The sequence below is a fragment of the Azotobacter armeniacus genome, assembly GCF_054779355.1.
Window position 1 is genome coordinate 21554 of sequence record NZ_BAAGYK010000050.1, and the last position, 17320, is coordinate 38873.

At 64.2% G+C, this 17320-nt stretch carries 14 protein-coding genes and 1 pseudogene; 8 read left to right on the forward strand and 7 right to left on the reverse strand.

Annotation, left to right across the window (positions count from 1 at the left end; all coding sequences use genetic code 11):
- Positions 1-28: 28 nt before the first annotated feature.
- Positions 29-328 (reverse strand): hypothetical protein, encoded by a 300-nt coding sequence (locus tag ACYVD0_RS10730; protein WP_460426811.1) that lies wholly within the window; start codon positions 326-328, stop codon positions 29-31.
- Between the two features lie 219 nt (positions 329-547).
- Between ACYVD0_RS10730 and alaC the strand changes: the two genes are divergently transcribed.
- Together alaC and ACYVD0_RS10740 are read left to right on the forward strand one after the other, a co-directional pair.
- Complete coding sequence (gene alaC, locus ACYVD0_RS10735) at positions 548-1792, forward strand: alanine transaminase (protein ID WP_460426812.1); 1245 nt, start codon at positions 548-550, stop codon at positions 1790-1792.
- Positions 1793-1901: 109 nt separating this feature from the next.
- Positions 1902-2048, forward strand: a pseudogene (locus ACYVD0_RS10740) (protein kinase); the annotation flags it as partial.
- 132 nt (positions 2049-2180) lie between these two features.
- Here the strand turns inward: ACYVD0_RS10740 and ACYVD0_RS10745 are convergent.
- A complete protein-coding gene (locus ACYVD0_RS10745) occupies positions 2181-3107 on the reverse strand; it encodes a 1-phosphofructokinase family hexose kinase (protein ID WP_460426813.1) in 927 nt (308 codons plus the stop codon).
- Positions 3108-3613: 506 nt separating this feature from the next.
- On the opposite strand from ACYVD0_RS10745, the gene ACYVD0_RS10750 reads away from it, so the two are divergent.
- The 6 genes from ACYVD0_RS10750 (at position 3614) to cobA (ending at position 13482) form a co-directional block, all read left to right on the forward strand.
- The gene (locus tag ACYVD0_RS10750; RefSeq protein ID WP_460426814.1) at positions 3614-4825 is read left to right on the forward strand and encodes an MFS transporter; all 1212 of its coding nucleotides are present in this window, start codon (positions 3614-3616) and stop codon (positions 4823-4825) included.
- Positions 4826-4965: 140 nt separating this feature from the next.
- Entirely contained in the window at positions 4966-6639 is a 1674-nt protein-coding gene (locus ACYVD0_RS10755) for a protein kinase domain-containing protein (RefSeq protein ID WP_460426815.1), read from the forward strand.
- A 271-nt stretch (positions 6640-6910) separates the two neighbouring features.
- The gene (gene nirB / locus ACYVD0_RS10760; protein ID WP_460426816.1) at positions 6911-9361 is read left to right on the forward strand and encodes a nitrite/sulfite reductase domain-containing protein; all 2451 of its coding nucleotides are present in this window, start codon (positions 6911-6913) and stop codon (positions 9359-9361) included.
- A gap of 101 nt (positions 9362-9462) precedes the next feature.
- The gene (nirD, locus tag ACYVD0_RS10765) at positions 9463-9789 is read left to right on the forward strand and encodes a nitrite reductase (NAD(P)H) small subunit (RefSeq protein ID WP_460426817.1); all 327 of its coding nucleotides are present in this window, start codon (positions 9463-9465) and stop codon (positions 9787-9789) included.
- A gap of 110 nt (positions 9790-9899) precedes the next feature.
- Positions 9900-12611, forward strand: coding sequence for a nitrate reductase (locus ACYVD0_RS10770; RefSeq protein WP_460426818.1), 2712 nt, complete (start codon positions 9900-9902; stop codon positions 12609-12611).
- A gap of 133 nt (positions 12612-12744) precedes the next feature.
- Positions 12745-13482, forward strand: coding sequence for a uroporphyrinogen-III C-methyltransferase (gene cobA, locus ACYVD0_RS10775; protein WP_460426819.1), 738 nt, complete (start codon positions 12745-12747; stop codon positions 13480-13482).
- Between the two features lie 151 nt (positions 13483-13633).
- On the opposite strand, the gene ACYVD0_RS10780 is transcribed toward cobA, so the two are convergent.
- The 5 genes from ACYVD0_RS10780 to rraA form a co-directional block, all read right to left on the reverse strand.
- Positions 13634-14689: an OmpA family protein gene (locus ACYVD0_RS10780; protein WP_460426820.1), complete on the reverse strand. Its 1056-nt coding sequence runs from the start codon at positions 14687-14689 to the stop codon at positions 13634-13636.
- Between the two features lie 101 nt (positions 14690-14790).
- Positions 14791-15381 carry an RNA polymerase sigma factor SigX gene (sigX, locus tag ACYVD0_RS10785; RefSeq protein ID WP_460426847.1) on the reverse strand — a complete coding sequence of 197 codons (591 nt, stop codon included), beginning with the start codon at positions 15379-15381 and terminating at the stop codon, positions 14791-14793.
- Positions 15382-15467: 86 nt separating this feature from the next.
- Complete coding sequence (locus ACYVD0_RS10790) at positions 15468-16292, reverse strand: mechanosensitive ion channel family protein (RefSeq protein ID WP_460426821.1); 825 nt, start codon at positions 16290-16292, stop codon at positions 15468-15470.
- Between the two features lies 1 nt (position 16293).
- The gene (locus ACYVD0_RS10795; RefSeq protein WP_460426822.1) at positions 16294-16539 is read right to left on the reverse strand and encodes a CrfX protein; all 246 of its coding nucleotides are present in this window, start codon (positions 16537-16539) and stop codon (positions 16294-16296) included.
- 197 nt (positions 16540-16736) lie between these two features.
- Entirely contained in the window at positions 16737-17225 is a 489-nt protein-coding gene (gene rraA, locus ACYVD0_RS10800; protein ID WP_460426823.1) for an RraA family protein, read from the reverse strand.
- Positions 17226-17320: the final 95 nt, after the last annotated feature.

Below are 17320 nucleotides of genomic sequence, written 5' to 3' on the forward strand. Positions count from 1 at the left end.
AGCAGACAGCCCCTGCCCTCGCTCGCCATCAGGCCAGGCCGAGGAATTTCAGGCCCGCCCGGTAGATCTTGTCGTTGGCACAGACGATCACCAGCGAATCGTCCGATTTCGCTGCGCTCAAGAGGTTAGTCAGGTCGCGGGTCACCGCGAACGGATTCTGCAGCATTGCCACCTGCACCTCGTCGCCCTCGGGCATCATCTGCTCGGCCACCAGCCGGTCCGGCTTCATGGTGACCGTGACGTTGAGCACCTTGCTGCCGAACCGGGTTTCGAGAAATTCGCTGCCGGACGAGCGCTGCGTGGATGACCTGCTGCTGACTGGTTTCATGGATTTCACCTTTGTTGAGAATGCGGGGGAAATCTACCAAAACGCCCGTGCCGAAACCCAGCTTCGATTGCATTGCGGCGCCAGCCGCGCACCCCCACTCATTCATCACAAAGTCAGGCTTGCCAGCTTGCTGGCCACCCGCGTATGTTCCGCACGCAGGCCAGCGCACTGGCCAACGTCGCTCGGACGGTTCCGGGCGCTTACGTATCCGAGGCAAACATGACCGACTCCCATTCAGGGCGCCGCTTCGCGCGCATCGATCGTCTCCCCCCCTACGTATTCAACATCACCGCCGAACTGAAGATGGCCGCCCGCCGCCGTGGCGAGGACATCATCGACTTCAGCATGGGCAACCCCGACGGCGCCACCCCGCCGCATATCGTCGAGAAACTGGTGCAGGTCGCCCGGCGCGAGGATACCCATGGCTACTCCACCTCCCGCGGCATCCCGCGCCTGCGCCGTGCCATATCGCGCTGGTACCAGGAGCGCTACGCTGTGGAGATAAACCCGGACAGCGAGGCTATCGTCACCATCGGCTCCAAGGAGGGCCTGGCGCACCTGATGCTGGCCACCCTCGACCACGGCGACACCGTGCTGGTGCCCAATCCCAGCTACCCGATCCACATCTACGGTGCGGTGATCGCCGGCGCTCAGGTGCGCTCGGTGCCGCTGGTGCCCGGTGTGGATTTCTTCGCCGAGCTGGAGCGGGCGATTCGCGAGGCGATTCCCAAGCCGAAGATGATGATCCTGGGTTTTCCCTCCAACCCCACCGCCCAGTGCGTGGAGCTGGACTTCTTCGAGCGTGTGGTGGCCCTGGCCAAGCAGTACGACATCCTCGTGGTGCATGACCTGGCCTACGCCGACATCGTATACGATGGCTGGAAGGCGCCGTCGATCATGCAGGTGCCGGGCGCCAAGGACATCGCCGTGGAGTTCTTCACCCTGTCGAAGAGCTACAACATGGCCGGCTGGCGCATCGGCTTCATGGTTGGCAATGCCGAACTGGTCGGCGCCCTGGCGCGGATCAAGAGCTACCATGACTACGGCACCTTCACCCCGCTGCAGGTGGCGGCCATTGCCGCCCTGGAAGGCGACCAGCAATGCGTGCGCGACATCGCCGAGCAATACCGCGAGCGGCGCAACCTGCTGGTCAAGGGCCTGCACGAGATCGGTTGGAAGGTGGAGAAGCCCAAGGCCTCCATGTACATCTGGGCGAAGATCCCCGAAGCCTACGCCCATCTCGGTTCTCTGGAGTTCGCCAAGAAGCTCCTGGCCGAGGCCAAGGTCTGCGTCTCGCCAGGGCTGGGCTTCGGCGACTACGGCGACGACCATGTACGCTTCGCCCTGATCGAGAACCTCGACCGCACCCGCCAGGCGATCCGCGGCATCAAGGCCATGTTCCGTGCTGACAGCCTGCTCGAAGCCGCACCGGAGAAGGCACGCAAGGTCGACGCCAGCCACTGAGCCAGATCAGCCCTGTCCAGCGACGGGGCTGTCTATCCGTTGCCTTCAGCGTGACCGGCCACCCGCCCCACACCTCTTGCCCGACCAAAAACCAAATGTCCAACTGCCCATGTCCATCCTCGAACAACTGGCCGGCAGCACGCGCCTGGATCTCTCCGCCGACCTGCATGAACTCCCCGACGAAATCTTCGCTCTGGCGGACAGTCTGGAAATCCTCAATCTCTCGGGCAACCGCCTGACCAGCCTGCCGGCGGACGAGCAGCCCGTGCGCCAGCAGTGCCTGCGGCAGCTGCAAGAGCAGTGCATGACCGCGCAGGTGGATCGGCGATCGGACTTCGCGACCCTGAGCGCCTGTCTTGCCATCCGATGAAAAAGGCTTGGGCTCGGCTCACTCCTCCCGGAACAGCCTTTCCACATCCTCCGCCCGGCACAACCCGGTCCCCGGACGCATGAGGGTCGCGGCAGCGGCGGCCATCCCGTAGCGCACCGCATCATGCAGGCTCCAGCCGTGGCTCAGGGCGAGCACCGTGGCGCCGACCACGCTGTCGCCGGCGCCCACCGCGCTGCACAACGGCACCTCGAAGGCGTGGAAGCGCTCCACCCCCTCCCGGCTCGCCAGCAGCGCGCCTGCGGCACCGCGGGACAGAACGACGATCTCCACGGCGCCCTGCTCGACCAGCCCGCGCACCGCCGACTCCTGTTCGGCTTCATTGTCCAGCTGCCGGCCCACCAGCGTGGAAAGCTCGTTCAGGCTCGGCTTGAGCAGATGGATGCCGCCGCACTCCACCGCATGGTGCAGGGCCTCTCCCGAGTAGTCGAGCACTAGCTTCGCGCCCATGCGCCGCGCCAAGTCCGTGATCTCGTTGTGGAAGGCCAGCTCCATGCCGGGTGGAAAGCTGCCACTGACGACCACATAGGACGGCGCCGGTGCGAGCGCAGCGATGGCCTCCAGGCAACTTTGCCGCTCCGCCAGGGTCAGGACCGGTCCGGGCAGGACGAAGCGGTACTGCAGGCCGGTTTCGCCCTCATCCACACTGAAGCTTTCGCGGGTATCGCCGATGATCGGTACCCGTAGCTGAGGTAGGCCTAGCCCCTCCAGCGCACGCTGCAGCATCTCGCCGAACGGACCGCCGGCCGGATAGACCGCCACAGTGTCGCCGCCAAGGTTCTGGACCACCCGTGCCACATTGATACCGCCGCCGCCCGGCTCATAGCGCGGCAGGCTGCAGCGCAGCTTGCTGGTCGGCGCAAGGCGCGCGATGCTCGTGGAGACATCCACCGCGGGGTTGAGGGTCAGGGTGGCGATGCGCGGCATGAAGCGCTCCAACAGAGAATTCGGCGGACCGTATATTTAACCAGAGCACAGCTCTTTTCCGACAACTCTCAAAATTTCGTCGAATCTTGAGGGGGGAGCTGTGGTGGATGGCCCGAATGCAGACGCTCCACAAGACCAGGCTCGCCCCATTGCGGCGCATCCAAACTCGAATACGCCCTCTTTTGACTCAAAAAACCCCCACAGCAAAAGGGGCTTTGGCGCTCCCCGGCGCAGGAACGACAGGGCTTTCCGGATTTTGGCACACTCCCTGCTTTCACAATTTCCACAGGGCAGCCAACGGCGGTTGCCTGTTGAACGACAAAGGCGTCGCATCACCTCGCTCAGGCGAGTAGTGGTGTGGCGCCTTTTGCGTTTCGGCCCCAGCGCCTGGGGCGGTGAACGAAGGCCCTCGTGGCCCGCCCCTTTTCAACCTGTTGTGGCTCCGGTCCAGGCATGCGCCTCGCCTGCCAACCCACCGGAGTTTCTTGCCACCGATGAGGTGTTCGATGAATACGAGTTTCTGGAAGGCCGGCCACACCCCCACGCTGTTCGCCGCATTCCTCTATTTCGACCTGAGCTTCATGATCTGGTACGTGCTCGGCCCGCTGGGCGTGCAGATCGCCACCGACCTCGGGCTGACCACCCAGCAGCGCGCCCTGATGGTCGCCACGCCGATCCTCTCCGGCGCCGTGCTGCGCTTCCTGATGGGCCTGCTGGCCGACCGCAGCTCGCCGAAGAGCGCCGGCATCCTCGGTCAGGTGATCGTCATCGTCGCCCTGGCGGTGGCCTGGATCATGGGCATCCACAGCTACGCGCAGGCCCTGCTGCTCGGCCTGTTCCTCGGCATCGCCGGTGCCTCCTTCGCCGTGGCCCTGCCGCTGGCCTCGCAGTGGTATCCGCCGCAACACCAGGGCAAAGCCATGGGCATCGCCGGCGCCGGCAACTCCGGCACGGTGCTCGCCGCCCTGTTCGCCCCCGGACTGGCTGCTGCCTTCGGCTGGAACAACGTGTTCGGCCTGGCACTGATCCCGCTGGTGCTGACCCTGATCATCTTCGCCGCCTGTGCCAAGAACGCTCCGGAACGCCCGCAGCCCAAGGCCGTCGCCGACTACCTGAAGGCCCTCGCCGACCGCGACAGTTGGTGGTTCATGCTGTTCTACAGCGTGACCTTCGGCGGCTTCCTCGGCCTGGCCAGCACCCTGCCCGGCTACTTCCACGATCAGTACGGCTTCGACCCGGTAAAGGCCGGCTACTATACCGCTGCCTGCGTGTTCGCCGGCAGCCTGCTGCGCCCACTCGGCGGCGCCCTGGCCGACCGCATCGGCGGTATCCGCTCGCTGCTGATGATGTACACCCTGGCCGCCCTGTGCATTGCCGTAGTCGGCTTCAACCTGCCCAGCTCGACTGCCGCGCTGGCCCTGTTCGTGGTCGCCATGCTCAGCCTGGGCGCCGGCAACGGCGCGGTATTCCAGCTGGTGCCGCAGCGCTTTCGCAAGGAAATTGGGGTGATGACTGGGCTGATCGGCATGGCCGGTGGCATCGGCGGCTTCGCTCTGACTGCCGGGCTCGGCACCATCAAGCAGTCCACCGGCGATTACCAGCTCGGCCTGTGGCTGTTCGCCGGCCTGGCTGTGGTCGCCTGGTTCGGCCTGCACGGGGTGAAGAAGCGCTGGCGCACCACCTGGGGCAGCGCCGCGGTGACCGCCGCACGGGTCTGATCTGGCCAGGGCGCAGCGAACGATGAATATCGCTGCGCTCAACACCACCCTACGGACCGATGGCTCCTACGCTCCCCCGCGTGGGAGCCTTTTTCGCATCCGGCCGCCTTGCACTTCGATACCAGCCCAGGAGGTCGCCCATGCCCCTGCAACTCAGCATCGGCGAAGCAAGCGCCGCCGGCCCCCGCCCGGAAAACCAGGACGCCCTCCGCGTGGTCACCCCGGCGCCGACCCTGGCGGCGAGCAAGGGCTACCTGTTCGCCCTGGCCGACGGCGTCAGCCAATGCGCCGACGGTGGTCTGGCGGCGCGTACCACCCTGCAGGCCCTGGCCATGGACTACTACGCCACCCCGGAAACCTGGGCGGTGGCACAGGCGCTGGATCGCCTGCTGCTGGCGCAGAACCGCTGGCTGCAGGCCAACGGCGGCGGTCAGCCGCTGCTCACCACCCTCACCGCGCTAGTCCTGCGCGGGCGGCGTTTCACCCTCGCCCATGTCGGCGACTGCCGGGCCTATCGCTGGCGCGACGGGCAGTTGGAACGGCTGACCGAAGAGCATGTCTGGGAACAGCCCGAGATGCGCCATGTGCTCAAGCGCGCCTTGGGCCTGGACCAGCATCTGCTGGTCGACTATCGGGATGGCGACCTGCAGGAGGGCGACGCCTTCCTGCTGGTCAGCGATGGTGTCTGGGCAGCCCTCGGCGATCCGGGCATTCGCCGCCTTCTCGCCGATGAGCACGATCTGCCGGCCGCGGCCCGGGCGCTGGTGCGCGCTGCCCACCTGGCCGGCAGCCCGGACAATGCCAGTGCCCTGCTGCTGCGCGTCGAGCGCCTACCGGAAGGCTCGCTGGCCGATAACCTAGCGCAGCTGCAGCACTGGCCACCGCCACCCGCGCTGCGCGAGGGCCAACTGTTCGAGGGCTGGCGGGTCGACGGCCTGCTGGCCGAGTCGCGCCAGTCCCTGGTCTACCGGGTACACGACAGCCATGACCGCCGCTGGCTGCTGAAGACCCTGCCGCCAGCCCGGAGTAACGAGGTCGAGGCCGGCCAGGCCCTACTGCAGGAGGAATGGTTCCTGCGCCGGGTAGCGGGCCGCTATTTTCCCGAGGTCGCCCTGTTATCACAGCGCCAGCACCTCTATTACGTGCAGCGGGAATATCCCGGCCGCACCCTGGCCGAGCACCTGAACGCGCACGGCCCGCTGGCGCTGGCCCAGTGGCTGGACCTCGCACCCCGCCTGCTGCGTGCCCTCGGCATGCTGCATCGGCGCAACATCCTGCACCGCGACATCAAGCCGGAGAACCTGCTGTGGGGCGAGGACGGCGAGCTGCGTCTGCTCGACTTCGGCCTGGCCTACTGTCCGGGTCTGTCCCGCGACGAGGCCCACAGCCTGCCCGGCACGCCCAGCTACATTGCTCCGGAAGCCTTTGCCGGCGCCGCGCCCGACGCCCGCCAGGATCTCTATGCCGCCGGCGTTACCCTCTATGTCCTGCTCACCGGCCACTATCCCTACGGTGAGATCGAAGCCTTCCAGCATCCGCGCTTCGGCACGCCGACCCCGGCCAGCCGCTACCGTCCGGACCTGCCCGCCTGGCTCGACGAAAGCCTGCGCCGGGCGCTGGTTGCCGATCCACAGCAACGCTTCGAAACCGCCGAGGAATGGCTGCTCGAGCTGGAACAGGGCGAGCGGCGACCCCAGGAGCTGCGTCTCCGTCCCTGGCTGGAGTGCGAGCCGCTGAAGGTCTGGCGCGGCATCGCCCTGCTCTCCCTGCTGCTCAATCTGGCGCTGTTCGCCCTGCTGGTCGCCACCCGCTAACCCTTAAAGCACTAAAAGCGAGCAAAATGCCCCAAAAACATGCACGATCAAATGGATCAAACCAGACTTGAACTCGGAAAACCCCTTGTAAATCAGCAGCACATGGAATTGGCATATTTCCTGCTTTGAAAATGCTCAACAGATTACATGGCACTGCCTTCAACGTGGAGGGCAGTGCTTCCCGACAGAACGGGAATGGACAAAGGCGTCCTCGCTGGATAACCGGCGGGACGCCTTTTTTGTTTTCCGCTTTCCGTAACGGAGAAGAGCGATGGAAAAACTCAAGCTGGTGATGATCGGCAACGGCATGGCCGGCGTACGCACTCTGGAAGAATTGCTCAAGCTCGCCCCCGATCTCTACGAGATCACGGTGTTCGGCGCCGAACCACACCCGAACTACAACCGCATCCTGCTCTCTCCGGTGCTGGCCGGCGAACAGACCTTCGAGGAGATCATCCTCAACGATCTGGACTGGTACCGGGACAACGGCATCGACTTGCGCATTGGCTGCAAAGTGGTCGACATCGACCGGCAGAATCGCCAGGTAATCGCCGAAGACGGCAGCGTGACCGAGTACGATCGCCTGCTCGTCGCCACCGGCTCCACCCCCTTCATCCTGCCGATCCCCGGCAAGGATCTGCAGGGCGTGATCGGCTACCGCGACATCGCCGACACCCAGATGATGATGAAAACCGCCCGGACCCACCGCCACGCGCTGGTGATCGGCGGCGGCCTGCTCGGCCTGGAAGCGGCCAACGGCCTCAAGCTGCGCGGCATGGAGGTGACCGTGGTGCACCTCGGCGACTGGCTGCTCGACCGCCAGTTGGACAAGACCGCCGGCAAGCTGCTGCAGCGTGCCCTGGAAGCACGCGGCATCAAGTTCCGTCTGAACACCAACACCGCTGCCCTGCTCGACGACGACCAGGGCCGGGTCGCCGCTGCACGCTTCAGCGACGGCGAGGAGACTCCCGCCGACCTGGTGGTGATGGCCGCCGGCATCCGTCCCAACGCCGAACTGGCCGAGCGCGCGGGCCTGGCCTGCAACCGCGGCATCCAGGTCGACGACAGCCTGCAGACCTCCGACCCGGCCATTTATGCCGTCGGCGAATGCGCCAACCACCGAGGCATCGCCTATGGTCTGGTGGCGCCGCTGTTCGAACAGGCTCGAGTCTGCGCCGACCACCTGGCCCAGCTCGGCAACGCCTGCTACGAAGGCTCGGTGACCTCCACCAAGCTCAAGGTCACCGGCATCGATCTGTTCTCCGCCGGCGACTTCATGGGCGAGGAAGGCACCGAGACCATCACCCTCTCCGACCCCATCGGTGGCGTCTACAAGAAACTGGTGGTCAAGGACGACGTGCTGGTCGGCGCCTGCCTGTACGGCGACACCGCCGACGGCGGCTGGTACTTCCGCCAGATCCGCGAGAACCACAACGTCGCCGAGATCCGCGACCTCCTGATGTTCGGCGAGAACGCCCTCGGCGATGCCGGCCATCAGGGCCAGGACAAGGCCATGGCGATGAGCGACGAGCTGGAGGTCTGTGGCTGCAACGGCGTGTGCAAGAGCACCATCGTCAAGGCGATCCAGGAAAACGGACTGCTTTCCGTGGACGAGGTGAAGAAGCACACCAAGGCGGCCAGCTCCTGCGGCTCCTGTGCCGGTCTGGTCGAGCAGATCCTGATCAACACCGTCGGCGGCGCCGCGGATGTCAAGCCCAAGAGCGAGAAGCCGGTGTGCGGCTGCACCGATCTCAACCACGGCCAAGTACGCCAGGCGATTCGCGAGCAGCACCTGACCGGCCTGGGTGAGGCCATGAAGGCCTTGGAATGGCGCACCCCCAACGGCTGCGCCACCTGCCGCCCGGCACTGAACTACTACCTGATCTCCACCTGGCCGGGCGAGGCCAAGGACGATCCACAGTCGCGTCTGATCAACGAGCGCGCCCACGCCAACATCCAGAAGGACGGCACCTTCTCGGTGGTGCCACGTATGTGGGGCGGCGTGACCACCCCCTCCGAGCTACGCCGCATTGCCGACGTGGCCGAGAAGTACAGCGTGCCCATGGTCAAGGTCACCGGCGGCCAGCGCATCGACCTGCTGGGCGTGAAGAAGGAAGATTTGCCGAGCGTCTGGAAGGACCTGGACATGCCCTCCGGCCACGCCTATGGCAAGTCCATCCGCACCGTGAAGACCTGCGTCGGCAGCGAGTTCTGCCGCTTCGGCACCCAGAACTCGACGCAGATGGGCATCGACCTGGAGCACGCACTGTTCGGCATGTGGTCGCCGCACAAGGTCAAGCTGGCGGTTTCCGGCTGCCCGCGCAACTGCGCCGAATCGGGGATCAAGGACGTCGGCATCATCGGCGTGGATTCGGGCTGGGAGCTGTACATCGGCGGCAACGGCGGCATCAAGACCGAGGCCGGCGAGTTCTTCGTCAAGGTCAGGACCGCCGAGGAAGTCATGGAATACAGCCTGGCCTTCCTTCAGCTCTACCGCGAGGAGGCCTTCTACCTGGAGCGCACCGTGCACTACATGCACCGCGTCGGCCTGGAACACATCAAACAGGCCGTACTGGAAGACGAGGAGCGGCGCAAGGCCCTGCACCAGCGCCTGCTGTTCGCCCTGTCCTTCGAGCAGGACCCGTGGCAGCAACAGATCGAAACCCCTGCGCTGAAGAAGGAATTCGAGCGCATCCCGGTCAGGGAACTGGAAACCGTCTGACGGGCGAGGCCCATCCGCCGGAGCGAATTGCGAGTGCTGCGCCAGGCGCCGATGGATCCGCTCCTGCAGCAAACCTGCAATGAATTGAGCGAGGAATACCGATGAATTGGCTGGATATCTGCGCACTGGAAGAGATCAACGTGCTCGGCGCACGCATCGTCGCCGGCCCCAAGGGCGACATCGCCATCTTCCGTACCGCAAGCGACGAGGTGTTCGCCCTCGACGACCGCTGCCCGCACAAGGGCGGGCCGCTGTCGCAGGGACTGATCTATGGCAAGCGCGTCGCCTGCCCGCTGCACAACTGGCAGATCGACCTGGCAAGCGGCGAGGCCCTGGAGCCGGATGTAGGCTGCTCGCACAAGCACCCGGTCAAGGTCGAGGATGGCCGCGTGCTGCTGGCCCTGAAGTCCCTGAAAGACTGCGCCTGACCCCGTAGGGTGGAAAACGCCGCAGGCTTTTCCAGCAACGACACCACTGAACCGCTGGGCAAGCAAAGCATTGTCCACCCTACGACCCCAAACAACACGGAGCGACTGCCATGACCCGGCCGACCCAGACCACCGCCTCCACCTGCTGCTACTGCGGCGTCGGCTGCGGCGTGCTGATCGAGCACGACGGCGAGCGCATCAGCAGCGTGCAGGGCGACCCGCAGCACCCGGCCAACTTCGGCCGGCTGTGCAGCAAGGGCTCGACCCTGCACCTGACCGGCGACCTGGCCGCCCGTGCGCTCCATCCGGAGCTGCGCCTGGGCAAGGACCTGGTCCGTGCGCGCACCGACTGGGACAGCGCACTGGATCATGCGGCCTCAGTGTTCGCCGAAACCATCCGCGAGCATGGTCCGGACAGCGTGGCCTTCTACATCTCCGGGCAGTTGCTGACCGAGGACTACTACGCCTTCAACAAGCTGGCGCGGGCGTTGGTGGGCACCAACAACATCGACAGCAATTCGCGACTGTGCATGTCCTCGGCAGTGGTCGGCTACAAGCGCAGCTTGGGCGCTGACGCCCCGCCCTGCTCCTACGAGGACATGGAACAAAGCGACTGCCTGCTGATCGCCGGCAGCAACATGGCCTATGCCCACCCGGTGCTGTTCCGCCGCCTGGAAGCAGCCAAGGCACGCCGCCCGGAAATGCAGATCATCGTGATCGACCCGCGGCGCACCGACACCTGCGAGCTGGCCGATCTGCACCTGGCGATCCTGCCGGGCACCGACGTGGCGCTGCTCCACGGCATCCTGCACATCCTGCTGTGGGAGGACTGGATCGACCGCGCCTACATTGACGCCCACACCGAAGGCTTCGACGAACTGAAGAAGCTGGTGCGCGACTACAGCCCGGCGGCAGTGGCGGACATCTGCGGCATTTCCGTGGACAGCCTGCAGGCTTGCGCCGAACTGATCGGCAAGGCGCCCAGTTTCCTGTCGCTATGGTGCATGGGCCTTAACCAGTCCAGCAGCGGCAGCGCCAAGAACAGTGCGCTGATCAACCTGCACTTGGCCACCGGGCAGATCGGCAAGCCCGGCGCCGGCCCCTTCTCCCTCACCGGCCAGCCCAACGCCATGGGCGGGCGCGAGACCGGCAGTTTGTCCAACCTGCTGCCCGGCCACCGCGAGGCCGGCAATGCCGAGCACCGCATGGAGGTCGCCGACTACTGGCGCGTCGACAACCTGCCGGAGACTCCCGGCCTGACTGCCATCGAGCTGTTCGAGGCGGTGCGCGAAGGCAAGATCAAGGCACTGTGGATCGCCTGCACCAACCCGGCACAGTCCCTGCCGGATCAGAGCCGGATTCATGAGGCGCTGGCCACCTGCCCCTTCGTGGTGCTGCAGGAGGCCTACGCCACCACCGAGACCTGCCGCTATGCCGACCTGCTGCTCCCCGCCGCCGGCTGGGGCGAGAAGGAAGGCAGCGTGACCAATTCCGAGCGGCGCGTCAGCCATGTGCGCCGCGCCGTGCCGGCACCGAGCGAGGCGCGAGCGGACTGGGCGATCACCTGCGACTTCGCCCGCCGCCTGGAACAGCATCTGCGCCCGGGTCAGCCCAGCCTGTTCGACTTCGCCAACCCCGCCGCACTGTTCGAGGAATACAAGCAGCTCACCGCCGGCCGCGACCTCGACCTGTCCGGCCTCAGCCATGCCCTGATCGACGACCTCGGCCCGCAGCAGTGGCCGTTCCCGGCCGGCGCCACCGGCGGCACGCCGCGCCTGTATACCGACGGGGTGTTCCCCACTGCCAGCGGTCGCGCCCGCTTCCATGCCGATCCGTTTCGTGCCCCCCAGGAAAAGCGCGAGGCGCGCTATCCCCTGATCCTCAACACCGGCCGCCTGCGCGACCACTGGCACGGCATGAGCCGCACCGGCACCGTCGCCCAGTTGTTCGGTCACGTCGAGGAGGCCACGCTCAGCCTGCATCCGGACGAGCTGCGCCGCCGGCGCCTCGCCAGCGGCGACCTGATCAAGTTGCGCAGCCGCCGCGGCAGCCTGATCCTGCCGGTACAGGCCGACGAGTCCGTGCGTCCCGGCCAGGCCTTCCTACCGATGCACTGGGGCGACCGCTTCCTCAAGGGCCTGGGCACCAACGTGCTGACCCTGCCCGCACTGGACCCGCTGTCCAGGCAGCCCGAACTCAAGCACGCCGGGGTCGAGGTGGAGAGGGCCGAACTGCCGTGGCAGCTGTTCGCCCTGGTCGAGGGCGATGTGCAGCAGCGCTTCGCCGAGCTGCGTCCACTGCTGGAGGACTTCGCCTACGCCAGCCTGACTCTTACCGGCCGCGAGCGCCCGGCCCTGTTGGTCAAGGCCGCCAGCGCCGTGCCGCCCGAAGCTGCCCTGCTGGCCAGAATCGACGTGCTGCTCGGTCTGGACCAGGGCCCGGTACTGGCCTACGACGACCCCCGCCGCACCGTGGGCAAGCGCGTGCGCATCGAGGACGGCCGCATCACTGCCCTCCGCCTGGCCGGTGAAACCGCGGCGCGCGACTGGCTCAAGGCGCTGTGGAGCGAGGGCAAGGCCGATGCCGAACTGCGTCGCTGGCTGCTCGCCCCGCTCAGCACGGCGCCGGGCAATGCCGGCGCGAGCAAAGGCAAGACGATGTGCAGCTGCATGAACGTCAGCGAAGCGGCAATCCGCGCTGGCATCGAAAGCGGCCTCGACCTCGACGGCCTCAAGCAGGAACTGCGCTGCGGCACCAGCTGCGGCTCCTGTGTACCGGAAATCAAGCGGCTGCTGGCGCAGCCGGTGGCGGCCAAGGCCTGACACAAACCGTAGGGTGCGGCGTAATCCACCAACGATGCCGACAGGCATCGCCATTGCCGGCCTCACAGCCGGTTGGCGGGTTGCGACCCTCGGTCTGACTCACCCTGCAAGAGCGATACAAGAGAGGTGGAACATGAGCGCAAAAGTCTGGCTGATCGGTGCCGGCCCCGGCGACCCGGAACTGCTGACCCTCAAGGCCGTGCGTGCCCTCGGCGAGGCCGAAGTGGTGCTGATCGACGACCTGGTCAATCCGGATGTGCTCGAACACTGCTCGCAGGCCCGCGTCATCCGCGTCGGCAAGCGCGGCGGCTGCCGCTCCACGCCGCAGGACTTCATCCACCGCCTGATGCTGCGCTATGCCCGCCAGGGCAAGAGCGTGGCACGCCTGAAGGGCGGCGACCCGTGCATCTTCGGTCGAGGCAGCGAGGAAGCCGACTGGCTGGCCAGACACGGCATCACCACGGAAATCGTCAACGGCATCACTGCGGGTCTGGCTGGCGCCACCCAGTGCGGCATTCCCCTGACCCTGCGCGGCGTCGCCCGTGGTGTGACTTTGGTCACCGCCCACACCCAGGACGACAACAGCCTCAACTGGCAGGCTTTGGCCCAAGGCGGCACTACTCTGGTCATCTACATGGGCGTAGCCAAGCTAGCCGACATCCGCGACGGCCTGTTGGCTGGCGGTATGCGCTCCGACATGCCGGTAGCAATGATCGAGAATGCTTCCCTGCCGCAGCAGCGCGAATGCCGCAGCAGCCTCGGCGCCATGCAACAGGATGCCGCCACTTTCCGCCTGAAAAGCCCGGCGATACTGGTGATCGGCGAGGTCGCCGCAGTCGCCCAGCCTTTACTCACGGCTCGAAGTGCCTGAGCGTCTCGAGCCCGTCGAAAGCCAGATTGAGCCCCTCTTGGGCTCAGGCCTGATGCTCGGTTGACGCTAAAACCAAAGGGCTAGCTTGTCCCCCTTCTTTTTCGTAGAAAAAAAACCCGGCAATGCCGGGTTTTTTGAAGCTCTGGCGGAATTACTGGGCTTGAGCTTCCACTTCCGCTTCCACTCGGCGGTTGATCGCACGGCCGGACTCGGTAGCGTTGTCGGCCACCGGGCGGGATTCGCCGTAGCCCACGGAGTCCACGCGGTTACCTTGCACGCCGTACTCGTTGACCAGAACGTCACGCACTGCATTGGCGCGACGTTCGGACAGCTTCTGGTTGTAGGCGTCCGGACCGACGGAGTCGGTGTGACCTTCCACGGTGGTGATGGTCTGCGGGTACTGGTTCATGAAGTCAGCCAGGTTCTTGATATCGGCGTAACTTTCTTCCTTGACCTGCGTCTTGTCGAAGTCGAACTTGACGTCCAGTTCGACACGAACCACTTCTGCGACAGCGGTGCAGCCATCGGCATCGACGGTGGCGTTGGCGGGGGTATCCGGGCAACGATCGACATTATCGCAGACACCGTCGTTGTCGGCGTCGGGACAGACTTCAGCCACCGGCTCCGGAGCCGGCTCTTGCTTGCCGGCACTGCCGCCGAAGTTCAGGCCGATGCCCACGCCGGCCTGCCATTCGGTTTGGTCGTCGTCGAAGTTATACATGCCGTCTACACCGGCCCGGGCATAAAGCATATCGGTCAAGTACCACTTCAGACCGGCACCGAGGTTGGCGTAAGTGCTCTCGTTGCGCCCACCGCGGGCCTGACCAATGCTTTGATGGGCGAAACCGCCGGAAACGTAGGGACGCAGGCCTACACCTGGCTCGCCGAAGTGATAGATGGCATCGAGGGAAGTCAGCTCACCCTTGATATCCTTGTGACCCCGATTACCCACCGGATCATCGGTGGTCACATCCCTGTAGACGCCATGCGACAGGGCCAACTCCACATCATCGGTCAAAAAGTAACCAATGGATGCTCCATACAGCTCGGCCTCGCTATTCTCGAAGTCACGAGAGCTTTCGTCGCTGAAGTAATGCTTGGCGAAAGCTTCCACCTCAACTGCGCCCCGGCCTTGAGCCAGCACGCTGAATGAAGATGCGGCGACCGCTGAGCCAATTATGACACCTAAGGTGTTTTTCAGTTTCATCCGTTTTTCCCCATCGTGGTGTTTGACGGTCAAGACAATCTCGAAGTTTATTTTCAACTAGATGGCTGAGATCGCTATTCGTTAAGAGGCTAGCTGTCAAGCTAAGGTTCAGCAAGCCCCGAAAATTTTTCCCGCAACCGGTCTAGAGCCCGCTTGTAGCGCATTTTAGTGGCACTCAATCCCATATGCATGATGTCGGCAATCTCCTGGAATTCCAGCTCTGCGACAAATCGAAGCACTAATATTTCCCGGTCGATCGGATTGACATGTACCAACCAGCGGTCAAGACCGCCACGCTCCTCCAGTTTCGGCGCCTTTTCTTCCGAAGCTTCTTCCAGCGGATCGAGACTCAGAGCGTCCATCAGGCGTCGCTTTCTTCGCTCTTTCCGGTATTGGGTGATGCATTCGTTGTACGTGATACTATAAAGCCAAGTTTTGAATTTCGACTTGCCTTCGAAGTTCTTCAAACCATAGAGAACCTTGAGCATAACTTCTTGACAAACATCATCGGCATCCCGCTCATTACCCAAGTATCTGGCACAGACATTGAACAGCGTGCGCTGATAGCGCTGCATCAATTCTGCATAGGCCCGGGTAACGTGGAAAAGCTCGGCATGTGCACGCTCAACCAACTCCTCGTCGGACAGTTCCTTAGGATCGTATCGCGAAGAAAGTGATTGGTCTGTGTTCAAGACAAGAAAGGCTGGCAGTCGGGTCACGGCCACCAAAGCGCAGACCTCAGGTTCAAATTGGCGGCATAGATTACCAGATCTTCGCGTTAGCGACTGCTAACCCGTTCATCCAGCAGAGAACGGTTGGCCAGCGAAACCAGTTCGCCGTGGGTGGTCAGCAGAATCGTCTTGACCGTGCCGATCTCCTCGATTTGCCCCTCGAGATCGCCGATCCTGACCGCCTGCCCTACCCGATAGAGCTCGCGGACATAGATACCGGCGATGATCTGGCCGGCAACCTCTCTGCTACCCAGGCCCAGCGCAAGGGCAACCGCCACGCCCACGGAGATCAGCACGATGGCTACGACCGTATTGAGCAGGTCGGTCTTGATCTCCAGCTGGCCGATCGCTACGGAAATGCTGATAATGATGACCAGACCCTGCACAACGCGCCCGAGCCCGCTGGCATAGTCGAGCCCGACGCCTTCTGCCGCGCCACGCACCAGACCGTTGACCAGCTGCGCCAGCAGCAATCCGGCGAGCAGAATCAGTGCCGCGCCGAAAACCTTGGGTAGATAGAGAGCCAGTACGTCCAAGGTCGCGGAGACTCGCGCCAGGCCGAGGGATTCAGCAGCCGAGACCATGAACACAAGCAACACGAACCAATAGACGATTCTGCCGATCAGGGTCGAGACCGGCACCTGAATGCCGATCCTGACCAGCAGCCGGGTCAGTCCGGTACCCGACATCAGACGATCCAGCCCCACCTTCGCCAGCAGCTTGGACAGCAGCGTATCGAGCAGCTTGGCCACGATGAAGCCGAGCAACACCACAATCAGGGCAACGAACAACGTGGGAATGAAGTTGGCTACCTTAGTCCAAAGCGCTTTCATTGCAGCAACCAGGCTTTGAGTCCAGGGGTCGAGTTCCATTTCAGTCAGCCTTGTCTGCAGAAGAATCTAGAGTGCTACGACGAGAGACAGGCATGATATGGGGCGATCCGCTGTTCAGCCCGAGCATCAGTGCCTCGAACCAGTGCCCCATGAGGGCGAACAGATCGCCCGCACCCGCCTGACGGTTAGCCATTTTCAGGACACGCCCCAATGCTGCGTTGTCATCATGGGTGAACGCCGAAGACTTGAGCAGGTCGCGTAAGGACTCTTCGAATGGATCGTGCATGCGCACCTCTCTGGATGTAACGCCTAGACGAGGTCGCCCGCCGGCAGGTCACATCCGAATCCACCCAAATATCGAACAATCTACATCGCCGGGCGGCGACGGACCTCAACAGCAGGGAAAGCGGGAGGCTTACACGCTCCCTGCGCGCAGGAACGGACCCACCCGGCCAAGGGGTGGGCGGCAGGCTCGAGAGGCAATTACTCCGGCATTTTCAAAGACTGCGGGGAGACGATGATGCCGTTGTTGTCGGCATACAGGTACTCGCCCGGTCGGAAGGTAACGCCACCGAAGGTCACCGGAACGTTCAAATCGCCAATGCCGCGCTTGTCGGTTTTCATTGGGTGGGTGGCCAGCGCCTGGACACCAAGCTCAGTCTGGGCAATCACGTCCACGTCGCGAATGCAACCGTAAACGACCAGTCCTTCCCAGCCGTTGCGAGCTGCCTTTTCAGCGAGCATGTCGCCCAGCAAGGCACGGCGAAGTGAACCGCCACCATCTACCACGAGCACCTTGCCCTTGCCATCGGTATCGACCTGATCCTTGACCAGCGAGTTATCCTCGAAGCACTTGATTGTGACGATTTCGCCACCAAAGGAATCGCGACCACCGAAATTATTGAACATCGGCTCGACTACCTGCACCAACTCGGGATAAGCGTCGCACAGATCCGGGGTAATATATTGCATGGCGAAACTCCTCTGAAGAATTACAACAGGGTAGATGACCGCCCATTGGCCATTGCCCAAGGGCCTGGGTAAGCCAGAAAAGCTCAGAGACCGAC